Consider the following 24,525-nt stretch of genomic DNA (forward strand, 5'->3'; position numbering starts at 1 on the left):
ACAAGCATAGTTCCGTTTGACTTGACCAAACCAGAGGCTATTGCATTTGTGCCTGTTCCACCTTTCCGAAAAGGTAGGATTTTCGCAACAGTTGTATCATCAAAAATCAACCCAATAATCCAGTTCTTGAGTGTCGACCAGAAGCCTGTTGTGGTCGACATCGGTTTTGAGACGGATGTCCCGTTTGCTGTCGTGACATTTTCCTGGTAACTGGCCACCGCAGTGCTGTCATCAATCACCAGCGAATCCAGCGTGACTGCGGCACTGTCGCCTAACAATCCGTTAATTGCTTCTGTGGCCATTGAGACCATGGAAGTTTCTGCTGCACTGTAGTGTGACTGCAGATAGCTGTCCATTGACGCGTCTCCGGCAATTAGTGAAGTTACAATATCATTGGCAGATGAAACATTCTGAGCCAGAGAGCTTGCCAGAGAGGCCACTGACTGCGCCGCTTCACTAGCAACGGATGCGTTAAATGAACTGGCGGTTGAAGACAATTCGTCATTGACGCTATCTGCTACCGAGGAAACAGTGCTGTTGACACTTGCAGCTGTTGCCGACAAAGAGGCTGCAAGTGAAGCAGAGGCGACGTTCGCTGCTGAAATGGTCGCCTCATAATCTTCCGGAAGTTTCTGCCAGTTTTTTAGAATTTCTTGAAAAAGATTGGACTGTTCATCGTCCGCGAAAGCAACCGATGTCAGCGCAGATTCTTCAATAACGAAGCTCAGAGCACGGCTTGTAATCAAAAATCCGTCCGGCTCCGGCTTCGTCAAAACGATGTTAGCCGTGACCTGACCTTTGCTCTTAACCCCGAGCATTGAGCTGGGAAGTGCGACTTGAAAACTTCCAGAATTGACATCGTACGGTTCAAATTGAGTATTTCCATTATCACCAGTCGTAAGATTTCGCCATGAAAAAAGCGCGGAAACTTCTGATAAGTCTTCACGCTTTCCAGCGTTCAAAACTGAGACTGTAAGTAGTTGCGAATTGGTACTGCCTCCAGCAACGACTTTCACAGTAGGCGAATTCTGGTATTGATTGGAAATATCCCAATCAACGTTGATTTGCCTGAATTTTTCTAAAACCATGTAGCCTCCTCACTTTATTCGTCTTCTGTTGAATTAATACTCGGAATTGTCATCGCTATAATCGGTTCTTCTTCGGCTGCAGGGTGTGCTTCCTGCCAAGTTTTCCGAGTAGTTTTTACTGACTTTTTAAAATCGTTGAAAACTTTAGTGATGTCGGAAAATCCTCCGTTTCCGGTATCTTCAAAAAAAGCTGTAGGATTAAATCCTTGCACTGAGAAATTGAATGTGCCGTCCTCATAAATTGTCAGATTGACCTGTGCACAGTCTTCACTTTTTTTGTTCTGAATCATGTGTGATTCATTGATAGGCTGAATTTGTGTTGTAATTGACATGTTTTGTCTCCTTTTTTTATCCGTTGACTAACGGCCTGAGTAAATTCTGAAGATTCACGTATCGACCGTCCAGCCACATGTTCAAATCAGCTCTGAACCAGGCAGGCTGAAAACAGTTAAGATTGTCGTAAAGCTGCAGACCCGTCGAATTATTCAAGACAGTTGCGTCATTTGCCCATAGCATTTTCAAGTCATAGCTGTTGTCGTTGTTATTATCATAACCCCAGGCCATATATTTCCCGTCTCGCTTGAGGTTAAACGAAATCCCCTTTTTGTTCACATCATCACCCATGTATGACGTCCCCATATAGCCAAGGTCAGTTCCGTTCATAAAGTGGTATCCGGCATTGTCCAGAATTGCCATCGGACTTGAACCCTTGTAAAATTGAATCTTCGTCGGGTCTATGCGTACGGTATCTCCCCATCGCGACAATCCAACTTGAATAGCATCCGCTGTCAGCTGATTTGCTGATATTGAATTTGCCCAAATCTTTTGCCCGTCAATGCTTTGAACCATGAGGTTTGTGATAAATCCATTATCAACCTGCAGATTTGTAGACCTTGTAATGTATAAATCCCAGCGACCGCCATTCCAGATATAAACCGTCTGCGGCTGAATCGCCACAGAACCCACCGTCATTGCACTCGTGCCAGTGTATTGCCAAATTCGACCAATCCACTTATCAACGGGCTCGGTCAATTGCTTTGCAATGGTAGCTTTTTCATATACCTGCCAAGTATAGTCCGCCGGATTACTTGAAGCAAAGACATTTTGTGTGTTTTGGTGACCGATGTATATCGTATCCGCATTCGGCAGACTGGTCATCTGTGAACCGTCTGCCGCGCCGCCATTGAGGTACGGGCTGTAGCGGTAGTAAGTCCAACTGTCTACACCAGCGTCGCCTGTAATCCCCATAGGTAACTTGGTGAAATTCTGTACTTTTGTTGTTACGGAAATTTGATTACTAGATTTCGTGTAAATCGTAAATGTCGCTGTAGCAGTAGTCGCTTTGATGTCCATGTTTGACGGATTCCCGTAAGCAATCAAGTGATTAAGCGGGAGAATCTGCACAGCGCCCAACGTGATGCCGGCTGCGACAGTCTGAACTGCAAACTGTCCATTTTCTAACTCAGGGCCTCTCATCAGAGCCTTCATATATCTCAGCTGAGTACTATCATCTTTTACCCAGTCGTCATAAGGTCCGCTTCCGTATCCTCCGGTCGCTTCTTCCCAGTTATATTCCGCCCTTTCAGCATCTGGAATTTTCCAGTACTGAGCAATCAGAAAGAGCTGATATTCTTCATTAGAAAGATTACCATTATTAAAACCGTCGTTATAAACCTTTTCAATGTCAATCGGTAAAATAGAGTTAGCTTCAATCGCACGGATATATTGTGTGCGCGTTGAAAGCTCAATCCACTCTTTGATTGAACCTGCGCCATGGTATTCCTCCAGGTCATATGCCAAACGTTCGTCACTTGTCATTTCGGCATATTTTTCTACGAGGCTGTTCATATAGGCAACTGACTCATTAACGTTTGAGCTTGGATGATAGGCAAGCAAGCTATTAATATAGGCGCTTCCTGCAGATATTAAGGCGCTTAGCATATAAGGAACGGGTTCAAAGTAGCTACCGTCACCTGCGAGTACTGAAATATTGGTGTTCCCACCCTCGTAAGACAGCACTCCTCCCATGGCGTTTGCGGGAAAAGTTACGTTATCGTTCAACAAAGACGGTGAAAAACCCGGAGCACCAGCGTCTCCGTCTGCGCCCTTGACCACAGACTGATTATTCGTGATTTCTGTGATTGTCTTAACATCTTTTCCGATTGTCAGCTTGTTCGTCGCAGGACTCTGCAAGTCCGTGTCAACCTTGTCAATCATGAACTGCTCCGGCGCATTAATCACCGTCTCGCCCCAGATGTAATCTAGCGGACTGAAGTCTTCCACTGACTTATCAATCACAGAGAGGTCCACTGCTGTGAGCTGGAGATTTCGTTTAAGCTGAATGTCCTTTACCAGCTGGTCATTCATGCGCTGCAAGAGCACCTGAGGCGTACTCACGTCGTCCCAAACCTGCACATCAAAACTCCAGCCGTACTCATCCACTGCTGCCTGATTGAAAACATAATCAAGACCATTGTTGATGTCGGTGACATTAAGGCGTGGCGCTTCTTTTCCAGCGATAGACTGGCCAATCTGAGCACCGTAGCCGATTACTGCCGTGTATAGCTCAGACGTGTCGATTTTATCCGTCAAGTCAAGCAGATTCTTCCCGCGCTGGACTTTCTGGTTACTCGTGAACGGAGACTCAGCAAGATAGTCCAGATAACAAATACCCGCGTACTCGTCATAATCGAAAACCAAAAAACCGCCGAGCGGTTTAATCAGTTTCTCCTGAATCTCATTCCAGGTTGTCGGTCGTGAAGAACTGGCACGCGGGAGGTAATTGTTAGGGTCTTTCACCGTAACACTCCGCAGCGTGAACATCTTCTGCGTATCACCGTGCATTTGCTTGTTGTGCTCGTCAATATAGAACTTCAGCAGGTCGACCACAGGAACACCTAAATCATAGATTGGCACCCGGGAATCATTCAAGAAATCCCCTTGCCCGTTACACTCTACAAGCTTCGCACCAATCCTGTTTTTCGTCTCCGCCATCACACGCCCGCGACTAATCAGTTTCCCGTCCTTGTAGAGCTTGTAGATTGACTGCCGGCGTTTGATTTGACCGTACAGCGGATTCCCTTTGTCTTTCGGCGCACCAGATTCCGGATAAATCGTAAAATCAAAGGCGTCAAAAGCATTGACCGCCTGCGATAATTTCGGCGACTGAATCCAGGCATTCTTAAGGCGGGGATCGTAGAGCAGTTGGTCATCAAGTTTTACTGTATAAACCATTTACAAACTCCCCTCCTGATAAGTAATTGTTACAGTTGCAGGCTGTGCCGATGTCAGTACCCATGCCGTCTCTTCATTAATCAGAATCAGCTCAGGATACTCACGCGCCACGTTCGCCGAAATCTGCAAAGTCGTGCCATTATCTGATTTAACAGTCAGCGCCTGACTTGACAGTATCGTCGGAACTGCCGGCATACGTTCGCTCCTGAGCGTAATTTCAAGTGTTGTGACATTGTCGTATGAAATCTCAGTCAGCCTGTTTTTGTATTTGTAAGGATCACAATCTGCAGTGATTGGATAAGTTGCAGCAAACCTGCGAGCGCCAGATGAAAATGTAGGCGTTCCCATTGTGATTGTTCCCATAAGATAATGTTCTTCGTCATCTGGCAAGATAAGCCTATGCCGAGTTCCGTTTATCTTATTTGCGATAATCTTTCGAGTGATTTCCCAATTTTGACGTCTATCTGGCAGCAAAATCAGATTGCCATTGAAAGCTCGATTGCCATAATTAGGATAACCAGTTACAGCACCCGTGAAATCAATCACTCCATCTCCGTCAGGCCTGTCAACTGTTTCCCGTTTAACCTCTGCTTCATCCAAAGTCCAGCCAGCTGCTAAAAGTAAACCCCAGTCTCCCCAAGTATCGTATCTGTCAATTCTTAAAGCAGTTCTACCCATTAACTTGCCCTACCTTTCCCTGTTCTCGAAGTTTTTTCACCAAGTGCATAATTCATAGAATCAGAAATCCCACCAACCAAGGCACCAGTTTCAAGCACAACTTTCTGATTGCCGACTACCGAAATAAGCTGCTGAAGCAATTCAATAATCTGAATGTTGTTTCCGCTTAAAAACTTACCAATACCAGCACCAATGCCCGCATAAGTCTTATCATTCAGAGGAAGCACTGCCTCCGCTCCCGCTTCACCAACGACAGAGCCGGAGTTAGCAAACAAAGTTGGCTTAGTGAAAACACCACCTTTTGCGTAGAACTCAATAGAAGGCACCTTAAAATGAGCAGGATTCAAATCAAATCCGCCCTTAACATGCAACGTCGGAATATGGATATTTTTGAAAACTCCTGAAATTTTATCCGGGATTGACTCAAAGAACCCAACAATCTTTCCAGGTATGTCTTGAATAAAAGTAACAATCTCATCAAATCTGTTTGTGACACCTGTTTTCACATCGTTGAAAATTCCTGAGAAAAACGAACCAATTCCAGAAAAGAAATTCTGAATTCGGCCAGGTATTCCTTGGATAAAGCTAATGACAGCGTCCCATGCCCCGTGAATTGCATTTCCTACACTTTGGAAAACACCAGAATAGAATGCAACAACGCCATTGAAAAAGTTCATGATTATTTGCGGAATACTCTGTATGAAACTGACAACCGTATCCCAAGCACTATGAATCCCGTTACCGACTGCTGTAAAGGTATTCGAGAACCACTCGGCGATTCCTGCAAAGAAAGACTGGATTTTTTCAGGAATTGACTGAACAAAATTTACTACACCATTCCAAACATTTTGAATGGTTTGGCCGATGTTATTGAAAATTTGTCCAATGCCCTGTCCGATATTACCGAAAAACTCTGTAATACCTTGCCAGACGCCTTTCAGCCAGGCGACAATGTCCCCCCAATGCTTCACGGCAAGAACAATTAAGCCAATAATAACAATCACTGCTGCAATTACGCCAATAATTGGCAATAGTGCACCTGATAACGCACCAACACCAACTGCTGCACCGCCAGAAGCCGTCCCGAACAACATTATTGGAGCTGCAATTCCCATAATAACTGGCATTAAAAGCAATATTCCGGTGACAATCAAAACAAAAGCCGCTGCAACCGTTTTTACTGGTCCTGGAAGATCTCCAAAGAAGCCTGCCAGTCCTTTTATGGCGCTGCTCAATGCCTTAAGAATAGGCGCCAAAGCGGTTTGAATTTCACCGCCTAACTCAGCCATAGCCATTTTCGCGTCGTTCTGAGTCGAAGTCATCTGGTCAATTGGGTCAAGCTGTGCCTCAAAGGTTTTACCGACAGAATCTACACTTGAAGAAGCCTTACCGAAATCCTCCAGGCTGAGCTTTCCGTTTCTCAGCATGTCCAGCATACGCGGACCAGCTTTAGCGCCGAATGTGTCAACCGCAATTGACATCTGTTCAGCAGGGTCTTTAGTCTCTTTCATCTTCTGACCGACTTCCTGTAGACCTTGAGAGAGAGTTTTACCGTCTTTAGCGAAGTTCGTTGCACCTTTAGTGAGCGCTGCAATTGCGCCGTTAGCGTCGACACCTGAACTTTCAAACATACCTAGCATTTGAACGGACTGATCAAGATTCAAGCCCATATTTTGCAAAGCTGGTGCACCATTTTGCAGGCTTGACCAGATTGTGTCTACTGAAAGGCCTGTATTTTTAGAGGTATTGCTTACAGAATCAAGTACGGATGGAAGTTGTGAAGCGTCCATCTGAAATAGTGCCATTGCATCTTGAGCGCCTTTGATTGACGGCGCCACGTCAGTGTTATTGACACTGGCAAACTTCAACAAATAAGCTGAATTAGTCTCCAGCGCCTTACCTGTGAACCCGAATTGCTGATTCAATCCGCCAACCGCGTCGCCCATTGCCTGAAAATTGGTTCCCGGCACCTCGGTATTTAAAGTCGAAAAGAGTTTGCTTGTCTCATCAGAAGTCAGACTAGACTTTGCAACAACCGTATCCATCCCCTCATCAACTTCACGGAAAGCGTCAAGTGTCCGCTCTCCAAAGGCTTTCAATCCTTGACCTGCCTGCTGCGCACCATTTGCAAAGCCTTGCATGGAGAAAGTATTAATCTTTGAGGCAATGCCTTCTAGTTTTGTGCTCGTATCTTGCGCTTCTGTTCCCAGGCCATTTAGAGAAGTCTTCGCTTGTTTAAAACCTGTTTCTGCACTTTCTGTGGCGGACTTTGTTCCTTTCAGAACTTGATCAAGTTCTTTAACACCAGATTCTGTATTCTTCAGTTGCCCCCTGGTTGACTCAAGTTCACGCTGAAAACTTCGATATTGTGATTCGCCTAAATCACCGTTTTTAAATGCCTGATTGACTTGCTTTTCAGCGCTCTCAAGTGTCTTTAGTTTCTCCTCAGTCTGCATAACTGCAGTTTTCATCAAGTCAAACTTCTGCTGAACAAGTGTCGTGTTACCTGGATCAAGCTTCAATAGCTTGTTGACATCTTTAAGCTCAGCAGCTGTTTTATTTGCTTCTGAGTTTACACCAGAAAGAGCTTTGTCAAGGCCTTTAGTATCGCCATTAATTTCAATTGTAATACCTTTAACGCGTGAACCAGCCATAACGGCTCCTTTCAGTTTTTTTGTAACAAAAAAGCCCTGCCGAATTCGGCAAAGCTTTGAAAAGTGAGACTTAATTTATTCGGTTAAAAGAAGAGACTTTCTAGGAGTGAATAAAACAACAGCCCTCCAATAAGCAGGATAAACAGCACTATCAAAAGACCAACGAAAACCATATAACCAAAGCCAAATTTGGCATAAGCAGAAAAGAATTTGTCAATAGTCTTATTATTAATTTTCATCTGAGTTCTCCAATCCAGAAATAAGTTGACGAACAACCTTGGCTTTATCAGACCTCACCTTTTTCGCATAAGCATTGAGATTATTCATCTCGTTCTCGGTCAATCTTATTGTCAGCAGCCTGTTTCTCGGGTCTTCCGACTTTGGCCGGCCAAAGTTATTCTTTTTCACATCCTCATTATACTTCTTGTATTTCAAAAAGTCAATTAAAAACTATCAAAATCTGATTGTTTTGCCCGCCGTGCTGGGGTTTCACCTGACTGTGCCTTTGTTTCACTGTTTGTATACTCAATAATATAGTCAATCACTTGCCCCAAATCCATCATTTGAAGCTCTTCGAAGCTCAAACCCGTTTTTTTCGCGACGTAGAGGAAACTTTCGCCGTCGAAGGCTTCGTCCGTTTCGAGTCCGCCGCGAAGGGTTTTTTTACAGTTAAGCTCGCCATCATCAATTCTACCATTGGCTCCAGAATATCCAAAATCGGAAAAGTTTCGAATTCATCCAGCCAGGTCTCTTCATCTGGAATTGAATGATCTGCGTTCTTCGCATAAATGTAAGCAAAATCCATAAATCGAAGAATAGCACCAGAGTCAAATAGGGAAATTGCTGCAGTTATATCTTCTAATCCTTGCGCGTCCATCGCAAACTTGATGACAACACCAAAATCCTTGAAGAAGTCCCGCTTAAACTCGTTTGAGTAATAAATCGGAGTTGCACCTGAGGACTGCAATTTAATCTCTCGATTCCCCACCGTTACAGTTTTCAACATAATAATTTCCTTTCAAATAGGGGGCGTGTGGGGTTTGCACCCACGCTAGAACGCCCCGAAAAACCTGCAGAATTAGCCTGCAGGTGGAGTAGTTGAACCGCCGAACGCGTTTTTTGTTACGCGATAAGGCTTCTCATACCATGCGTCAAATGCCTCTTGAGTCGTATCCAGTGAACTCTTAGACTTAGCAACTTCAAGATAGGGGTCAAGCCCTGCCGTGAAATCAAATTCAAGATTCCCAGTTTCAAGCTTGTCCGACTTTGTCGAACTCCCCTCGCCAGGGCGAGAGAATTGCACGTTGTAAAGAATGTGTCGAGTTGCTTTCTTGTCTCCCTGAAACTCAAAAGCCATAGCAACAGGCTTGCCTTGGTACAGAGATTGAGCAATCACACCGTTCTCATCTTTGAAATCACCCACAATTACAGAAGTCACTTCGTAAGGTGCCATCTTGAAAGTCAGTTTGCCGGTGAATCCCTGATTGTTATCAATCGAGTACCACAGGCTATCATCTGCATAGTCATCCGTGCGGTCACCCGCTGGGTCAAGTGAGATTTCAGTAGCACCTTTCCATGGAATCACATCTCCATAGGATACAGCTGTTCCGTCATCTGTCATTTCCCAGAGATGGACATTTTTAAGACCAAAAGTTACTTTATTATCAGCCATTGTTTTCCTTTCCCGGGCTATTCGCCCAAATCAAAATCATAAATTTGCATGTACATCTTTTCCTCATCTATCCACTCCTCGGCGTGGCTTGGAACGATTTCAAGATTTGCAAAAAAATCTGAAATTTTTTGCTCAATTTCAGGCTCTTTTCTGTCAGTATAAAGCTCGACTGTTACCGAACGAATCGTGTAATAGCTGCCGTCATCAGCAAGAACCGAGACATCTTCATTGAAATAATAAATCATAAACGGTGGAGCTGGAGGTGTATAAGTCTTATCTCCCTTCGGAAAGTGATGATAAGCAATTGGCAACCCTGTCACAGATGACAGCTGTGCGCTAAAACTTTCTAAATCCATTAACTGCCTCCCAGTACTTTCTCAACCCTTGCCGGCAGTTCTTCAGCAAGCCATTCCTCAACAGGTTCAACAAAATGATATGCTTTTGTACGTCCGCCATTGCGTGTGGCATGTCCATTATTGAGTAAGTGAGTTTTAGCGTCCGTGTTGTAAAACGTCCGCTTTCTCCCCTCTTTCTGAACTTTCCAGCCCTTTGCTGTCCGATTTTTCCGTTTTTTGAAACCAGCAGATGCCGTTTCTTCTTTGAGCTTACTCAGAGTTTCCTTTTCAGTTTCATCAAAGACTTTCTCAAGCTCTTGCTCAACATCATCGGTATACTCTTTTAAAGCATTGACAATTTCACCGCCAAGATCAAAAGACATATCAAACGCCATCGTCAGCTACCTCTCTTTGAAGATAAAGCACCGTCTTGTCGCCATTCTCTTGGGAACGGTAAACATGATACCTCAAGCCGTCAATCTCAACAAACTCCTCGCCTGCGTACTCAGATGTTAAGACCTGATAAGCCACATCAGGCTTCAAGCCCAACTGTCCTGCCGCTGAGAATTCCATTTTAGAAATAGAAAATTTATTGGCAAAGACCTTGTGTTTGTCATAAGACTTAAGCACTTGCTGCAAATTGTCTTGCTTATAAGTCGCCGTAAGCAAATAAATCACACTAGTCCACCGCATTCACTGCCTCACTTTCAGCGAACTGCGAATGCACAGAGAGATGATTAACAAGACCCTCATACGATTCTAACAGGCGAGGCGCATCAGGATTATCAAATCCAAAATGCGCCTTGCAGTAAATCTTAATCGCCTGCTCAATCAAATCTTTCTGAGATTCAGCAAAGGCATCAGAAACAATGCCGTTAACTTTCAAGTCGGCACGAGCAGCCAGAATAAGCGAGTTGATTTCATCATCAAGGTCAGTATCAGCTACAGTCACGCGCAATGCAGTCTTGACTTTAGTCAAAAGCTCATCTTCTGCCATACTCTGTACCTCCCTATTTAATCAATGCAATCAAATCCGCCTTTTTGGTTTTACCCTCAAGGTCAATCTCGTGTGCTTTCAAATACGCAACAATCTGAGCATTCGTGCTATCTTTCGACAACTCGCCGGCCGTCTTTTCAGATAGTTCATCAGTCCCCGACTTGATCTCAAGAGCTGGACCAATGATTGCGCCCTTATGATTCGGATGTGAATCACTCATCAATTCGGTTACGCGTTCGGCAGACGGGACATCATAAGTGTCCGCGCCTGCACGATAAATGCGACCCGTCTCAGCGTCGGTAAAATCTTGTAAAACTGGATGTTTTTCCATTTACAGACCTCCTTAGGCACCCGCAGGTGTGAGATCTACAAAATAGCCGGCTGCTTTGTCAGCTGCCTCAACGTCGAAACGAATCACCGCCTGCAAATACTTGCCGTAAATTTCATTCCACACCCATTGCAGAGCAACTTCCATTCGATCCGCATAAAGCGCTGCACGCTTCAGGTCGCCGACCCAAAGCTGTTGAGAACCTGCGGCACCGCCAAAGGCGTCATCATTAACCGGAGTGACTTTAAGCCCAAACAAAGTAAAGCCAGTTCCCTGCGCCACATTCGGCTGCAAGTAGTAGCGTCCCTCGCCATCTTTTAGCTTATCAAGCGTGTCAAACATCGACTGAGTGACGACAAACTGCTTCATGTAGGCAATATCAAGTGTTGCATTTACAATCTTCTTAAGGTCGTCAATAAGTGTCGCTGATGCAGCCACTCCTTTTGTAAAGCTTGACAAGACCAATGCAACTTGCTTGTTCGTTGTATTCAACTTAATCTGCTGCACATAGTCCGCAACAAGCGCCACTAAGTCAATTTCAGTATCATCTATTGACTCTTGAGAAATCGGAACTGCGCCACGATAAGTGTCGACCTCCCACTTCACGTCCAGAAATTCCGGTTTTGCAAGCTCTGGATTTTTTTCCAGCTCAGCAGTTGACGGAAGCGTCGCCGTTGGTTTCTTCAGAATCGGATAATTGCCGGATTTTGTCTTAACCTTAGTTTTAGTCGTCAGTGAAGCCAAGTCATAAACCGTCTTGACTTCCATTGACGGATCATAGATAATTTCGACAGGAATCAAGACACCAACATCCGTTGATGTTAATCCGTCACGCTTTTCACCACCTGAGCGGATAAAATCATTGATAAGTGAACGCTGCTCTTTCAGCGCATCTTTTTTAATTTTGGTCACCTCTGTACCATCTACTTTTACAGGCATAGCTCTGTTTTCCTCCATTGTTTGAGAATTTTGTGTGCTGTCTGATTCAGATTCACTTGCTGACTCAGACGAATCAGACAAAGCGCGAGCGGATTCAGATTCAGAATCGCTCAGTGATTGAGAGTCGCTGTCTGATTCAGAACTTGAATCCGAAGAAGACTCTGATGTAGAAATTTTCGGCTCTGCCGTTTTCAAAGACTGCAGATTCTTGATGTCGTCCTGAATCTTTTTCACCGCTGCAGTCGCAGCGCTAATCTCATCAGGGCTAGAATCAGGATTATTGATAATACTTTCAGCATTGTCAATCGCTGCATTCAAATCCTGATTTTTAAGCTCCAGGCTTTGATTTAAATTTGCCATCCATTACCTCCTGTCTGGCTTTTGCGCAAAACAAAAGAGCCTTTGCACGCTCTCTCATTTCTTTAGTATTTGTTTTTAACAAAACGTCACGTTTTGCAATCACGACTGATGTATCTTGATAAGCTGGCATAGGTGTCAGCGTAATCTCATAGACTTCATCAATCTGTAGAACCGTGCGAATTGAAAGATTTTCATTCCAGCTGTCCTTTTTAGTCGTAAACATAAAGGACATCCCTTTGATGTTACCTACCCGAATGTCTTCCAGCGTATCATTAGCCAGCGTCGTGTTCGGCAAGCTGGCTTCAAAGTAAAGCCCCTTGTCATCCACTTTCAGGCTCAAAGTTCCGGAGTCCACACGTGCCAGCACATGATCCATCTCATGAGAGCGTACCAGGTAGACCTCAGACAAGTTAACACCCGCAAGCGCATGCGGGTCGATATACTCCACAAATCCCCCCAAGTCCTGAGAGGGTTTATCAAATACAATCGGATAGCCGCAAATCACGCGTCCATTGGTGCCGTCACGAATTTCTACTGAAGTAGTAAAACTTCTAATCTCCTGTTTGTTCATCATTTTCCTCACTCTCTGTCTCATTGACAGCTTCATTTATTACCGAGTCATCACCTAGCAGCTTCATTGCCTGCTCTTCAGTCGCACCGATAGATACTTCAATCATCAGAACAGACTGACTTTGAGTCAAAGCTCCGCTTTGATACTGTGTAATGATAGTAATCAAAGATTGTGTCTGCGCACCGTTCAGTGTAATTCCAATTGATTGCTGAACCTTTTCCTGTAATTCTTCCTGCTGTTCGTTCACCAAATCCGAAGTAATCAGGTCACTTGATGATTTACCTAGAATCTCCAAGCCAATATCTTTACTGACAATTCCAGATTGAACCAGCGCAATGACGCGCCCCTCCAATCCTGAACTATCAAAGTCATTGATTAGATGAATATCCGTTGAGATATTTCCGGACAACTTCAGAGAAAGTTCACCAACCACCGCCTGCAAATATCTGTCAAACGCCTGGTCATACTGCTTTTTAATCTGGTCCGGATTACTATGCTCCGCCTCATCTCCCAAAAGCGCCATTGGAATCATAAAGGCCTTTGCAATTTGTGAGCGCGTATAATTCACACTGTCGAGTATCTTTGCAATATCCGCTTTCACCTCCACCTGATTAAAATCAAACAAAGGGTCAAGTACCAGCACACGGCCGGAATTTCCGCCTGTGTTGGCCTCTTCAAAAACATTACGTACTTCCTCACGCTCTTTCTTTCCAAGCTTCGCAGCCGTCGATTTCAAAACGCTTGTCGGTGTAATAGCCCGCTTCAATGTTGACATTGCCAATCCATTTGCAGTCTGCTGCAGATTGTATTCATTGAGAAGCGAAACCAATGGAGACTGCCCGACAATGCCGCCATTTTCCGACGCCCAGCGCAAATGGATTACATCCGATGCCGCCACCTTTTCAAGCCTTTTTTCTGACGGATTCAAGAAATTAAAATCATAACTCAACGTCTGCCCGTCATCTGAAAGCCAAACTGTCACCCCTGATGGTGGAACAAACTCCCACCACTCACCTCTTCGTGCATCGCCCACACGCCGAAGCGCATAAGCATTTCCGTCCAACAACATCTGCATAGCCATTGACTGATAAAAATTAAAACGATTCGTCAACGTTGCCGGATTATTCAGAACCTTTTCTTCTGGCTGTTTAGACGAATGAAAAATCGTCCGTGCAATGTCCGAGGCAATCGTAATCACCGCCGTCCAAATATCAGAGTTTCGCAGTGCTTTCTCAGCCGACAAATAACCATTCGTTAACCCCAGCCAACTGCTTGACCCAACCGTCAAATGATAGTCAGAACTAGCAGATTTAACCTGTTGTGCTCTTCTTTCGCCAAACACTACTCACCCCTTTCTGTAAAATAAGCAATCAGAATCAGAGAAAAGCCCGTCAACATAAGCCCAAGCCAAAACACAATAGAAAAGCCTGCCGCACAAATTGCAACCAGCCCTAAAATACTCAAAACATTTGAAATTAACTCTCTCAAAATCCAAAATCTCCTGACATAATAAAATCTGCAACCTGTTTATCTGACATTCGTGAATAATCGCTCACCTGCCCACCCTCTGAAAAATCTTCAAAGTGATAAATCGCATTATAAAGCGAGTCAATCGCGGCGTCCACCAGGTCAATCTTGAACGTTGCCCGGTTCTTATCAATCTTAATCCCATTATTGTCCGAGACAATCACCGCATTCATCAACGACTTCTGCATCATCGGGTCATCAAGACGCGTTACACGCCCCTCCACGAAAGAATCCTGCAGCCATTTCGTCGGCTCATTAAGCGAAATCGTCCCTTGACGCACACCCACCATATTCCAGGTTGTCGCCTCATCAATTGCCTTGATAATCGCATACGAGTGCGCCGCGTCATAATCAAACTCAAGCACATTCAAGCGATTACTTTCAACAAAATCCATTAACCAGGTAAAAATAAAATCATTATCAATCAGCCCTTTCTCATGCTGTGTAATTGACGCAAAACCAAGTTCTTCCATGTGCCGATAATTGATTCCGTCCTGGTTTTCTTTTGCCTCAATCGAACCCGCCTTATGCCAAGGAATAAAACTGTGCTGATACAAATGCCAGCGCTTCTCCGCTTCACTGTTAATATAGGGGAAAGTGAAAAATAACGCCGCATCATCAGAAGTCATCGAGTTGTCAAAGCCAATATAAACCTCACGTCCCGTCATATCAAACTCAGGAATCACCGACGCCTCAACATCACTCAGATTAAAAGCTGCATTTTGCTCAGCATTGAGCCAAATATTCATATTTTTTACAAGAAAATCATTCAATTTTCCTTGCTTTAATAACGTATTTCGTTCACTAATCAAACCATTTAACAGCTTAGCTCTCTGAGATTTCAACCCCAAAAGCGGATTAGATTTAATCCAAAGTTCCTCATCAAAGACCTCATCAGGGTCATCTTGACACCAGACCGCAAGAAAATAATCCTCCAAGCTCCCGTCATCCGCGATAATTGCTGTCTCCACCATTTTAATGTCCTCGCGGAGCGGTGCATTTGGATTCTGATAAGCCGTCGAAATCATCAAGAATAAAGCATTCTCATTCTTAATCTGCCCAGATGTAATCTTTCCAAAGGCCTCACGATTCCTTTGGTCTCCCGCTTCGTCAAAAATTGCCGTGGTCGCATGAAAACTGTCATACTTACCAGACTCAGCTGACATTCGGATAATCTGATTCTTCGTTCGCTGATTAAAAATATCCATTGACCTGACAGAAACCTCTTCACTTAATGGATTCAAAACAGTTGAAAGCAATCGCTCCGCCGTTCCTTTAACATAGTTAAACAGCTTGACTGTCTGCTGCGTCGTATTAGCTGACAACAGAATATCCTGATTATGCTTCCTCAGCGACATCACAAAATAGTCATAACTCGCCAGCACATCTGCCATATAAGTCTTACCCTGACCACGCGCAATTGAAATAATGCCGCGTTTAAACCGCCGTCCGCCCGTCTCGACATCCTTCCAAGCCACCAGTGAACCCATTGCAAAAATCTGCCAGTCCATTAAAGGCTGAGGCTCACCAGTATCAGGGTCAGGTACTCGCGAAGCAAACATCAGAAAGCCCGTCAAGATTTTTGTGTCAAACAAAAAAGGAAAGTCCTCACTCTCCTGTTTATTCAAATCTGACAAATGACGCTGACATGCTAAAATCAGCAACTTTCCAGCCAATATCTCTCCGTCAACAACTTTTTGAGCATATTCCGTGACCTTATCCATTTGACACCAGCCTCAAGAAATCATTCATTTCTTCCTTTGGTGCTTCAACTGGTTTCGTTGACAGCAGAGCCGCACGACTCATCGGATCAAGTCCAAGACTTGAGCCAATCGACTTAATCTGCTTATCTGCATTATTTTTAATATCAACTGCAGGATTCTTCTTCACATGTCCGTCATCAAGAATAGTGATGCCGTATTTCTCAATCTCCTGCGAAGCCTTGAGCGACAACTCAACATTCTGGCAAAAAACTGTAAGTAAGGTCCTATCGAGATTGACAAGTAGCCCTTTCTTATTCAGTTGCGAAACAATCGACCGATAAAGTCGTTTCTCGTTTGCAGACAAATAAGTGGGAGGTGCTCCAATAGCCGAAAAATCTTTACTGTTTTCTTTTGCTTGTTTGGCACGCTTGCGTCTATCCAGATTTTTAGCGTCAGTGTTAGATAAATTAGGCTTTCGCCCCGACATTTTGTTTCCGGCCATAGGAACACCTCCTTTCAAATTTCATTTTTTGGGAATTTCATAAAAGACGAGACCACACATCGGTCTCCTTTGAACAAAAATAGGCGCCCCCCCCATTTTTATTTTTCAAAAATAAATTTCAGATTTTTGTAATCGAGAATCATGACTGCGTCTTCTTTTATTTTATTTCTTTGTCCTGTACCATAATACTTTTGTTCCCATTTTGTTTTAGTATTGTGACAGGCATTGCATGATGACACGAGATTAGATTCATCAAGCTCTTTGGCGCGTGAAACTTCTCTTGGTACAACGTGGTCAACCATGTCAGCAGGCGTGACTTGTCCAAAAAGATTACAGTATTGACAGAGTCCAATGTCTCTGGTTAGTATCTGCCTGCGCATCAGCTTCCAAGGGCGCTTGTGATAGAACTCATTGCGAGTGCTTGCGGAACGATTCGACTTTCTCCATTGGTTGTACTGGTAATCTGTCTGCCTGTTCCGTGATAGTCCAGTGTGCTTCTGGCAATATGATTGCCCAACTGGTATCATGCTTCTGCAGCCTGCTGCTGCACATCTATGAATTCTTTGTCCCATAAGTATTAGAAAAGACGAGTGCCTTTCGCTCTCGCCTTTATTTCATAATACCATGATACCACGATAATCCGTCTACAATCTGCAGACAAATCGCACCAAAAGCGCAGGTCATTCCGTCCATCTCAGAATCGTTTGCTTAAAATCTGCATATCTATTTTGTGCGGCCCGCTCTCTCAGCCCAGTTTCATTGCGCACCTGCCACCAGGTCTTGTCATACTTGAATCGCAAGATAATGATGTCATGTGTCAGATTGTCGACCGTCTTCAGCCATTCAGGCACTTGCTCAAGCTCATGCTTCCATTTGTTCAGTAAAGGGTCGCTGTCCATCTTTTCCAGCAGTCTTGCTTGTTCTGACTCGTTGCTGCGGGGGGTACGTGAACCGCCGATGTTTTCAGAGGGCACACGTGCAGCCAAACTTAACTCACGTATCTTGATTTTTTGCTCTAATTTGCCAGTCAGGTAATCTCTTATCATGTGATCAATATTGTCCGCCATTTGCTCCTCCGTATGCTATAATAGTCTTAGCGGGACTTCGAGCAATCGGAGTTTTTTGTTTACACGTAAGAAATACGTGTTATTACTTGACCACGTAATAAATACGTGTTACAATATAAACATAAAGTTAAGGAAAGGCTCCCATGAAAAAGCGAGATCTGGAAAAGAAATTCAAAGCAGGCGGCTGGTGGCTCAAACGCCACGGCGGCAATCACGATGTCTGGACAAACGGCAAGAAAGAGGAACAAATTCCGCGCCACCCTGAAGTCAATGAAAAGCTTGCAAAGGCTGTCTTAAAACGCAACGGGCTGTTATAGCCCTTTAGAAAGGAGATTACTCATGAGTAATACAATCGCATTTCCAACCCTAATTTCATATGACGCTGATGAAAAGTCAGTTTATAAATACCTTGTCTTCATTCCTGACCTTGAAGGTTATACGCAGGGAGAAAGCCTAGCAGACGCTATCACAATGGCACGTGATTATATCGGCACTTTCTCTCTGGATAATCCTTTACCAGAGCCTGGAACCGTCAAATATACACCTGAGCACGGTGACATTGTCACTTTCGTTGACATCGACCCTGCCAAGTATAAGCGTGAACTTGATAAAACACCTGTCAAGAAGACGCTCACGATTCCCTCTTATCTCAATGACGCCGCGATTCAAGAGGGGCTGAATTTCTCTCAGACTTTGTCAGAGGCAATCAAGGAGAAACTTTCCTTAGCTTAACCGGTCTTATTGGCCGGTTTTTTATTTTCGGCTCATCTTTTCAATGACCTCAACAAGCGCTTTGTTGTTGTCAAATTCTCGTGTCTGCTTTTCCAGTTCACGCTGAATACTTCCCAAGTATCCAATAATTACAAACAGGAAAAATGTGCTCAGGCCTAACAGGATTATGGCAAATAAATTCATTCCATTACCTCCACAAACTGCCGCGTGAGCGGATTTAGATATGCCATCGCAGTCTTGTAGTTAGATTTCAAGTATTTCTCCAGTTCATCGTCATCTTTAGTATTGACAAGGCTGTGCTTGCAATGAAAGCCATTGTCATCAACTGTAAAGTGATAAATAAGATTTGCTGCCGTTTGCTTTGGAATCTTAATTTTTGGTCTTTCCGATAAAGCTGCTGCAACTAGTGTGAAATGATTTTCGCATTCTGGACATTCCAGAATATTGCCGATACTCACATAATTGTCCCAGGAATAGGCGTCATAACCACATGCTGGACACTTTGCTTCATTCATTATTATTCCTCCTCCACAGGCACTCGAAATTCCCAGTATCGTTTGTCTATCGCCTTTATCTCTTGTTCCGTCAGTAATAAATTCTTGTTTTCAATGCTAGGATAACTACTTAGCTGAACTACTCTTCCATTCTTCGACACGTACATTGTGTATAGAGTACCGTCGTGCGGTAATTTTACATAATATAGCTTTTCATCTGTTATTGTGTAGCCTTCGTACCACGCGTCGATAAACGTTTTGTCGTTTTCTTTAATCCAGTCAATAGTTTTAAAACGGCTGAACTCATGATAAGCGTGTATGATTGCTTTGATATAAGTGTCGCCTTCGTATTTACGTTTCTCAATGAAATCAGCAATGCAACTAGGAATTTCGGGCTTTTCTTTCGGCGGTTCCCAGTCCTTGAATTTTTTTCGAACACCTGTTACAGAAAAATATGGTAGCTTATCAAAAATTTCTTCAAATTTAGTCATTTTTTTGTCCCTTTTTCAGTTTTTTCATCCAGTTATATCTAGGCTTTCCTGTATTTATAACCTCGATGTGTATGTAATTTCCGTCAGTACCTGATACTCTTATATTTATTCGGTTTAGTATCGTATTCCCAGAAACCAGCACAAGCGGAAGAGCAGTCTCCTTATATGGTTCCAAAGCTCGTATCAAATCCACGACTGTAGTGTGTTTATAGTTGGTCATTTCATCTCACTTTCTAAATAATTTAGAACCCATTCTAGCGTTATATCCGAAGAACCAATAACAATATTTAGTATCTCTTCGCTTATTTCTGCATCTTTTTTATCTGATAAAGAATCTTGGACTAATTTTGCATATTCAATTGGAAGAGCCTCCCTCTTTATTTTTATTCGCTCAATTATCTTATCCAGAAATTCCGATTTTTCACGTCTTGCTTTGTCTAATTCAGAAGCTAACTCAATTCTGCGTTCATATTGAGATAATGCTACAAACCTGGCTTCTTCTGCTGGGATACCGTCAATATGTGACTGCATAAATGAATAATCAATTCCTGCAAGATAGTGGCTCATGTCGTCTACATCGTCAATTGCAGATGAGGCAATGCATTCAATATTATCCAGTTTTTCAATGTCTTCAATAGCGGTTACTTCAGTTTCAGCTACTATTTCGTCAAGTGCTTCGCGCATTATTTGAGAGATTGTTTTTGGTTGTTCAGTCATCTTCTATTTTCCCTTCAACGAATTCATCTATCAGGTCTGCTATGTCATCTCTTATATCTTCAAATTCCGGGTAAGTATAGAAAATCGCCTGACAAATCATGTCATAAAATTCAGCAGATTTTTCTTCCCATTCTTCTTTAGTACACCCAACGTCCATGTTGTCTGGAAACTCTTTAAGTTTTTCCTGTAGCTCTTTATTTGTCAAAATCCGTCCCCCTCGTCTTCATTGTCATCAAATATCTTGTCAAATAATCCAGCTGGCCACTCAACCTCATGAGGATTATGATTTAAGTCAATAACGACTGTTTCAGTCTGTTTTTCGGTCATATTTTTCCTTCCTCACTAAATTAGATCTTCAACTTTGCAATTCAGCCGTTTTGCAATGTACTTTAGTTCATAAGTTTTCCGCGGTATACTTTGAAATACACCTTTGTCGGCTTCGATGTCATTTATTGTTTGATACAAGTGATTGACATCGCCACCCGCTTTGTAACCGTACATGTTCGCAATTGAACGAGCAAGGTCATAGGCGGTTATGTTCTCAGCTTCCCGCATAATCTGTAATTGTGTTTTACCTGCTAAGATTTTAATCATCAAGTGCCTCAATTCCTTTTATCTCTTTGTCCAAACATTCCGTACATAGTTCCCGTGAAAACGGCCACGGATAAATTTTCTTTGGATAATTCAGCACTGTGAGTTCATCAAATCTGCCTTTGCATAAATTGCAAATTAACATGATTCCTTTTGTTTTCATTTCCATTCTCCATGCAAAAATTTCGGTAGTTTGACGAAACAAGCATTTTGTCAAACTATTTTTATTTCTGATTTATCTAATTCATCAAAAGTCTGTTTTTGTCAAATTAGACTTCAAAGTGTTCAATTTTTCCAGCAGTTAATCCTGTTATCATCTTCATATTTTCAGCCGCAGCTCCTGCACATCTTTCACTGCAGAAATAATAATCTTCTGCTCCCTTTATCCACCAGTGATTCGTCGGGTCTATAGAATATCCGCAATTATCACACATACAACAATACATTTCTTCTCCTTATCAACGCCAGTGTCAGAGCCTCTATAGCCTCGTACCCGCACTACTGCAGGTGAGCGCCACTCCTGGCTTTACGATTTCATACCACGCACTGCGCATGAGATAAATCTGCCATGTTCCAAGGCTCTTCCGCTGACTTTTAATTGGCTGTTTCAGTTTTCCACGCATTGGGGCGGATTTTCACACTTAGCCCTCACCGCACTGCAGGGCACCAACCTGATTAACTAATTATTTTCAACCTTTACAACTTCCCAGCCGTGCATAATATGCTTTGGATTAATCGTGTACTGGTAAGCATAAGGATTCGTTTTGTTACTCGTAATCTGCTCAATACTTGCGGCCGTCCATTTATTCTCGTAAACTATATGCTTCTTAAACTCGTTTTTCCCAGTCTTGATAAGAATCGTCATCTTTTCTTCTGAACGATCCACGCTCATCAACCCCGTTGCCTGAAGAATCACTTTGTCGCTTCGAGTATTAATCACCGTCACCTGACGCGGGACTTTGAAATTGTCTGCGTCTTTAGAAATATTGCTTGATACCTTGTCCGACTGCTCGCACCCGACCAGCATTAGAACTGCCGTAAACCCGGCAACAATCGCCATTAACATTTTTTTCTTTGTCATTTATCCTTACTCTTGCCTTCCTGAGCAGCGCGCTCAATTTCCACCATAACCGCAAGCATTGCCGTATCTGGCTCCTCATCACAAATTCCAATTAGCGCATGAGCCAATGTGTGAACCGCTTCACTTTGCGAGTAATTCTTGATTTCAACCAGCAGACCGCCATCTTGAATCTTGATTTCAAACTTCTTTTCTTTTGGCTCTGGCAATTCAAAATTATGCTTCTTAGTTTCCAGATATTCAAGATAAGACCGGCGCTTCTTCTGACAGTCATTTTCCTTACCACCAACCTGGTATGTGTACTGGCCACCGTCAAAAGTGTCTCTCGTTGTCATTTCACAAAACTTATCGTAACCGACCTGTTCAGGGTCTGTCAGTTCAGTCATCGGAATTTTCATTTCCTCAAACTCCCCCTCCAGGAGTTCCAGCTCGTTTGTCACATCTTCAGGGGAACTGTCAAACAAATCCCCCTGCAGTTCAAACTGATTGTCTATCTCGTCCGCGGCCACTTTCACGGCGTCAAATCCTGCATCTGCTGTAAATTTAATCGTGAATGTGCCGTTTTTGTAGTTGTAATCATAGCCGTACTGCAACAGCCACTCTGTGAAAGGGCGGATTGCCTCTGCATACTTCGGTGTAAATTTACCTGTAATATCTTTTACTGCTAACATTTTCCCTGTCTTTCTAACGCTCCAAAGTGTTTTCTCTCTTTCTGCTCTCATTTCGAGCCACAAGTTTTTCAAATTCTTTTTGCGTGTCGTCATCCAATACAACCGTCTCATAGTCATAGTCTGGGTTTGACCATTCAGGCTCTGGTTTGACGACTTTACTCTTATTCCCGTATCTGGATTGCTTCTGCCTCTGAAATTCAGCTTCTGCTTTTTCCAAATCCTCAAGCGTAGTCAAGTTGCGCTGTTTCCAGTTATTCAAACACGCATAGGCCCACTTCAAAGGCTTATGGTCACTTGCGGCCAGCGTCAGTGCCCGCTTAAGCAAATCAAAGCCTGATTGTGCCAGGTGCTCTCTAAGGTCTGCCAGATTCACCGAGTTCATCAGCCCAAAACCGTTGCCTTCGCAAAAGTCAACAATCTGCTGGAGCCTTGACGTTGACGATGACAGAGTGCTTGCGTTAACGGCTCTTTCGTCCGTACTAGCTGCCTGCTCTTGTCTCTCCTCAACTACACTACTCTCAGCTAATCTATACTCATCTAATCTAACCTCATCTATTCCGTCAAATGTCGGTCGCTTGTCTGACAGTTGACCGTCACCCGTCTGACACCCCAGTAAATCCCTGTATTTACTTGCCTTTATGCGGTCTTTCCTTAAAGTATTTTGAAGTCCGAAATCAACAATGAAGTAAACCATCTCATCATTCAAACTTCGGATAAAATTTTTAATGTTTAATAATCCTAAACTGTCTTCAGAAGCCCCAATCATTCTGACAACCGGAAATGCCTCTACAATTCCGTCATCATCTGCATTCAGCACGAGATGGAAGTACAGCGCCTGTGTCTCAAGCGGAAGCTTCAGAAATCGCTGACTATTGGCAACCACCTTATCAATCATTCTTCTTTGTGCCATTTTTCTCCATTCATTCCTTCATCAGAACGGCAAGTCATCATCGCTGATGTCAATCGGATTCCCGCCACTGAACGGGTCCGCCGTAACATTCGGAGAAACATTTCCCTTCGGAGCCGCTTGCCCTTGTTCAAGAGCCTTACGACTCTCCAGCATCTGGAAATTGTCCGCGAGCACCTCAGTCACGTAAACGCGCTGTCCCTGCTGGTTTTCATAATTGCGTGTCTGAATTGAACCGACCACACCAATCAACCCCCCCTTATTTGCCCAACTTGCCAGATTCTCAGCCGACTGGCGCCAAATCACACAGTTGATAAAGTCCGCCTCACGCTCGCCGGCCGCATTTTTAAAACGGCGATTCACAGCAATTGTAAAGGTTGCAACAGCAGTATTCTGGCCTGTATAACGAAGTTCCGGGTCTTTTGTCAGACGCCCCACCAATGTCACATTATTAATCATGCCCCCACGCCTCCTAGAAATTTATTGACAAAGTAGGCCTGACCTTTTCCTGTGACCTTAGCCGTTTTAGTAATCTTTACTTTTCCGTCAGCTGATAAGCGTGTTCCCTCTTTTATCTCAAAGATTCCTAAACGCATTGACTTTTGTGTCGGCATGTTGAAGTCCGAGCCTATCGTCCGTTTTATCAAGTAGCCGTTCTGGCGTAACCAGTTAAACAGCCGTTTCTCGCCCATATCAACTCCATTTTGTGCTAAAAGAGTCGCCATTTCGCGTACCAGGATTGAAGTCTCAGAGGACTTAACCGACTTTGTAAACAGAACACTCGGCTTCATCTCTTCAACTTTACTCTCAAGTGCAAGGATACGCTTGTCCGCAATTTGTAGCGCTCGCTTCATCACCATGTCTGGACTGTTCCAGGCCTTTTCAACCTCTATGAAATAGCTGCGGACTTCACGACCTTTCTCTGTTCTGCTCTGCATTGCTAAATGCTTTGCACTGTCAATAGTGAGAACATAGTCCCTCAAATCTCTAAATTGGATTCCCCCATTGTTTTGAACCTCCGTACCCGTAAGTACGGTGGTAAAATCTTCGTTCTCTACTAAAAGTTTTGAATTTTGCTCCCACCAGGCACTAAATCGCTTTGAAACTTCAAGCTCTCTATGTAATTCTCTGGCGCTAACAACCTGCTGTCCTGATTCATTTTCTCGTATTTTTATGATTTCGTTCACTC

Annotated in this window: 37 protein-coding genes; 2 read left to right on the top strand and 35 right to left on the bottom strand. The window is 43.6% G+C overall.

Translation table 11 applies throughout. From position 1 onward, the window contains the following. The 21 genes from ACYQ2E_RS09630 to ACYQ2E_RS09730 all read right to left on the bottom strand — a co-directional run. Positions 1–1,088, bottom strand: a 1,088-nt coding sequence (locus ACYQ2E_RS09630) for a hypothetical protein (protein ID WP_460017855.1), incomplete at its 3' end; no start/stop codon positions are given. Positions 1,089–1,102: 14 nt separating this feature from the next. Next, positions 1,103–1,420: a hypothetical protein gene (locus ACYQ2E_RS09635; RefSeq protein ID WP_460017856.1), complete on the bottom strand. Its 318-nt coding sequence runs from the start codon at positions 1,418–1,420 to the stop codon at positions 1,103–1,105. 16 nt (positions 1,421–1,436) lie between these two features. Further along, positions 1,437–4,322 (bottom strand): phage tail spike protein, encoded by a 2,886-nt coding sequence (locus ACYQ2E_RS09640; protein WP_460017857.1) that lies wholly within the window; start codon positions 4,320–4,322, stop codon positions 1,437–1,439. Continuing rightward, positions 4,323–5,000, bottom strand: coding sequence for a hypothetical protein (locus ACYQ2E_RS09645; protein ID WP_460017858.1), 678 nt, complete (start codon positions 4,998–5,000; stop codon positions 4,323–4,325). It lies immediately after the preceding gene. Then, positions 5,000–7,654 carry a phage tail tape measure protein gene (locus ACYQ2E_RS09650; protein ID WP_460017859.1) on the bottom strand — a complete coding sequence of 885 codons (2,655 nt, stop codon included), beginning with the start codon at positions 7,652–7,654 and terminating at the stop codon, positions 5,000–5,002. Before ACYQ2E_RS09650 ends, ACYQ2E_RS09645 begins: the two co-directional genes overlap by 1 nt. Before the next feature lie 228 nt (positions 7,655–7,882). Continuing rightward, the gene (locus tag ACYQ2E_RS09655) at positions 7,883–8,062 is read right to left on the bottom strand and encodes a hypothetical protein (protein ID WP_460017860.1); all 180 of its coding nucleotides are present in this window, start codon (positions 8,060–8,062) and stop codon (positions 7,883–7,885) included. A gap of 172 nt (positions 8,063–8,234) precedes the next feature. Further along, complete coding sequence (locus ACYQ2E_RS09660) at positions 8,235–8,660, bottom strand: hypothetical protein (protein ID WP_460017861.1); 426 nt, start codon at positions 8,658–8,660, stop codon at positions 8,235–8,237. Positions 8,661–8,732: 72 nt separating this feature from the next. Beyond that, entirely contained in the window at positions 8,733–9,326 is a 594-nt protein-coding gene (locus ACYQ2E_RS09665; protein ID WP_460017862.1) for a major tail protein, read from the bottom strand. 17 nt (positions 9,327–9,343) lie between these two features. Further along, the gene (locus ACYQ2E_RS09670) at positions 9,344–9,682 is read right to left on the bottom strand and encodes a hypothetical protein (protein WP_460017863.1); all 339 of its coding nucleotides are present in this window, start codon (positions 9,680–9,682) and stop codon (positions 9,344–9,346) included. Next, positions 9,682–10,056 carry an HK97 gp10 family phage protein gene (locus ACYQ2E_RS09675; protein WP_460017864.1) on the bottom strand — a complete coding sequence of 125 codons (375 nt, stop codon included), beginning with the start codon at positions 10,054–10,056 and terminating at the stop codon, positions 9,682–9,684. Before ACYQ2E_RS09675 ends, ACYQ2E_RS09670 begins: the two co-directional genes overlap by 1 nt. Next, positions 10,046–10,339: a phage head closure protein gene (locus ACYQ2E_RS09680; protein WP_460017865.1), complete on the bottom strand. Its 294-nt coding sequence runs from the start codon at positions 10,337–10,339 to the stop codon at positions 10,046–10,048. Before ACYQ2E_RS09680 ends, ACYQ2E_RS09675 begins: the two co-directional genes overlap by 11 nt. 1 nt (position 10,340) lies before the next feature. After that, complete coding sequence (locus ACYQ2E_RS09685; protein WP_460017866.1) at positions 10,341–10,658, bottom strand: phage head-tail connector protein; 318 nt, start codon at positions 10,656–10,658, stop codon at positions 10,341–10,343. A gap of 13 nt (positions 10,659–10,671) precedes the next feature. Continuing rightward, complete coding sequence (locus ACYQ2E_RS09690) at positions 10,672–10,989, bottom strand: hypothetical protein (RefSeq protein WP_460017867.1); 318 nt, start codon at positions 10,987–10,989, stop codon at positions 10,672–10,674. A 12-nt stretch (positions 10,990–11,001) separates the two neighbouring features. Further along, positions 11,002–12,285 (bottom strand): phage major capsid protein, encoded by a 1,284-nt coding sequence (locus ACYQ2E_RS09695; protein WP_460017868.1) that lies wholly within the window; start codon positions 12,283–12,285, stop codon positions 11,002–11,004. Further along, positions 12,254–12,880, bottom strand: a complete 627-nt coding sequence (locus tag ACYQ2E_RS09700) for an HK97 family phage prohead protease (protein WP_460017869.1) — start codon at positions 12,878–12,880, stop codon at positions 12,254–12,256. Before ACYQ2E_RS09700 ends, ACYQ2E_RS09695 begins: the two co-directional genes overlap by 32 nt. Then, positions 12,837–14,198: a phage portal protein gene (locus ACYQ2E_RS09705; protein WP_460017870.1), complete on the bottom strand. Its 1,362-nt coding sequence runs from the start codon at positions 14,196–14,198 to the stop codon at positions 12,837–12,839. The genes ACYQ2E_RS09700 and ACYQ2E_RS09705 overlap by 44 nt, the downstream gene beginning before the upstream one ends. Next, positions 14,198–14,344: a hypothetical protein gene (locus tag ACYQ2E_RS09710; RefSeq protein ID WP_460017871.1), complete on the bottom strand. Its 147-nt coding sequence runs from the start codon at positions 14,342–14,344 to the stop codon at positions 14,198–14,200. Before ACYQ2E_RS09710 ends, ACYQ2E_RS09705 begins: the two co-directional genes overlap by 1 nt. Further along, a complete protein-coding gene (locus ACYQ2E_RS09715; RefSeq protein ID WP_460017872.1) occupies positions 14,341–16,107 on the bottom strand; it encodes a terminase large subunit in 1,767 nt (588 codons plus the stop codon). Before ACYQ2E_RS09715 ends, ACYQ2E_RS09710 begins: the two co-directional genes overlap by 4 nt. Beyond that, positions 16,100–16,588, bottom strand: coding sequence for a phage terminase small subunit P27 family (locus ACYQ2E_RS09720; protein WP_460017873.1), 489 nt, complete (start codon positions 16,586–16,588; stop codon positions 16,100–16,102). Before ACYQ2E_RS09720 ends, ACYQ2E_RS09715 begins: the two co-directional genes overlap by 8 nt. A gap of 98 nt (positions 16,589–16,686) precedes the next feature. Continuing rightward, on the bottom strand, positions 16,687–16,968 hold the full coding sequence (locus tag ACYQ2E_RS09725) for an HNH endonuclease (protein WP_460017874.1): 282 nt from the start codon (positions 16,966–16,968) through the stop codon (positions 16,687–16,689). A gap of 300 nt (positions 16,969–17,268) precedes the next feature. Then, entirely contained in the window at positions 17,269–17,655 is a 387-nt protein-coding gene (locus ACYQ2E_RS09730) for a DUF722 domain-containing protein (RefSeq protein ID WP_460017875.1), read from the bottom strand. A gap of 143 nt (positions 17,656–17,798) precedes the next feature. Between ACYQ2E_RS09730 and ACYQ2E_RS09735 the strand changes: the two genes are divergently transcribed. Continuing rightward, positions 17,799–17,972 (top strand): type II toxin-antitoxin system HicA family toxin, encoded by a 174-nt coding sequence (locus ACYQ2E_RS09735; protein WP_460017876.1) that lies wholly within the window; start codon positions 17,799–17,801, stop codon positions 17,970–17,972. Positions 17,973–17,994: 22 nt separating this feature from the next. Beyond that, on the top strand, positions 17,995–18,387 hold the full coding sequence (locus ACYQ2E_RS09740; RefSeq protein ID WP_460017877.1) for a type II toxin-antitoxin system HicB family antitoxin: 393 nt from the start codon (positions 17,995–17,997) through the stop codon (positions 18,385–18,387). 21 nt (positions 18,388–18,408) lie between these two features. Here ACYQ2E_RS09740 and ACYQ2E_RS09745 read toward each other — a convergent pair whose 3' ends face one another. From ACYQ2E_RS09745 to ACYQ2E_RS09810, 14 genes are all read right to left on the bottom strand, one after another. Next, positions 18,409–18,570: a hypothetical protein gene (locus ACYQ2E_RS09745; RefSeq protein ID WP_460017878.1), complete on the bottom strand. Its 162-nt coding sequence runs from the start codon at positions 18,568–18,570 to the stop codon at positions 18,409–18,411. Further along, on the bottom strand, positions 18,567–18,902 hold the full coding sequence (locus ACYQ2E_RS09750; RefSeq protein WP_460017879.1) for a hypothetical protein: 336 nt from the start codon (positions 18,900–18,902) through the stop codon (positions 18,567–18,569). Before ACYQ2E_RS09750 ends, ACYQ2E_RS09745 begins: the two co-directional genes overlap by 4 nt. A 2-nt stretch (positions 18,903–18,904) precedes the next feature. Next, positions 18,905–19,372 (bottom strand): DUF1642 domain-containing protein, encoded by a 468-nt coding sequence (locus ACYQ2E_RS09755; RefSeq protein WP_460017880.1) that lies wholly within the window; start codon positions 19,370–19,372, stop codon positions 18,905–18,907. Positions 19,373–19,588: 216 nt separating this feature from the next. Then, positions 19,589–20,089 carry a hypothetical protein gene (locus ACYQ2E_RS09760; protein ID WP_460017881.1) on the bottom strand — a complete coding sequence of 167 codons (501 nt, stop codon included), beginning with the start codon at positions 20,087–20,089 and terminating at the stop codon, positions 19,589–19,591. After that, positions 20,082–20,294: a hypothetical protein gene (locus tag ACYQ2E_RS09765; protein WP_460017882.1), complete on the bottom strand. Its 213-nt coding sequence runs from the start codon at positions 20,292–20,294 to the stop codon at positions 20,082–20,084. Before ACYQ2E_RS09765 ends, ACYQ2E_RS09760 begins: the two co-directional genes overlap by 8 nt. Then, positions 20,291–20,416, bottom strand: coding sequence for a hypothetical protein (locus ACYQ2E_RS09770; protein ID WP_460017883.1), 126 nt, complete (start codon positions 20,414–20,416; stop codon positions 20,291–20,293). Before ACYQ2E_RS09770 ends, ACYQ2E_RS09765 begins: the two co-directional genes overlap by 4 nt. A 15-nt stretch (positions 20,417–20,431) precedes the next feature. Further along, positions 20,432–20,686, bottom strand: a complete 255-nt coding sequence (locus ACYQ2E_RS09775) for a hypothetical protein (RefSeq protein WP_460017884.1) — start codon at positions 20,684–20,686, stop codon at positions 20,432–20,434. After that, positions 20,676–20,843: a hypothetical protein gene (locus ACYQ2E_RS09780; protein ID WP_460017885.1), complete on the bottom strand. Its 168-nt coding sequence runs from the start codon at positions 20,841–20,843 to the stop codon at positions 20,676–20,678. Before ACYQ2E_RS09780 ends, ACYQ2E_RS09775 begins: the two co-directional genes overlap by 11 nt. A 106-nt stretch (positions 20,844–20,949) precedes the next feature. Beyond that, positions 20,950–21,114, bottom strand: a complete 165-nt coding sequence (locus ACYQ2E_RS09785; RefSeq protein WP_460017886.1) for a hypothetical protein — start codon at positions 21,112–21,114, stop codon at positions 20,950–20,952. A gap of 245 nt (positions 21,115–21,359) precedes the next feature. Beyond that, positions 21,360–21,761 carry a beta-sandwich lipoprotein gene (locus tag ACYQ2E_RS09790; RefSeq protein WP_460017887.1) on the bottom strand — a complete coding sequence of 134 codons (402 nt, stop codon included), beginning with the start codon at positions 21,759–21,761 and terminating at the stop codon, positions 21,360–21,362. Continuing rightward, on the bottom strand, positions 21,758–22,429 hold the full coding sequence (locus ACYQ2E_RS09795; RefSeq protein ID WP_460017888.1) for a hypothetical protein: 672 nt from the start codon (positions 22,427–22,429) through the stop codon (positions 21,758–21,760). The genes ACYQ2E_RS09790 and ACYQ2E_RS09795 overlap by 4 nt, the downstream gene beginning before the upstream one ends. Positions 22,430–22,442: 13 nt before the next feature. Continuing rightward, complete coding sequence (locus tag ACYQ2E_RS09800; RefSeq protein ID WP_460017889.1) at positions 22,443–23,339, bottom strand: DnaD domain-containing protein; 897 nt, start codon at positions 23,337–23,339, stop codon at positions 22,443–22,445. A 21-nt stretch (positions 23,340–23,360) separates the two neighbouring features. Then, on the bottom strand, positions 23,361–23,795 hold the full coding sequence (ssb, locus tag ACYQ2E_RS09805; protein WP_460017890.1) for a single-stranded DNA-binding protein: 435 nt from the start codon (positions 23,793–23,795) through the stop codon (positions 23,361–23,363). Then, positions 23,792–24,523 (bottom strand): phage antirepressor KilAC domain-containing protein, encoded by a 732-nt coding sequence (locus ACYQ2E_RS09810; protein WP_460017891.1) that lies wholly within the window; start codon positions 24,521–24,523, stop codon positions 23,792–23,794. The genes ssb and ACYQ2E_RS09810 overlap by 4 nt, the downstream gene beginning before the upstream one ends. Between the last annotated feature and the right edge of the window lie 2 nt (positions 24,524–24,525).

Source organism: Lactovum odontotermitis (assembly GCF_054658595.1).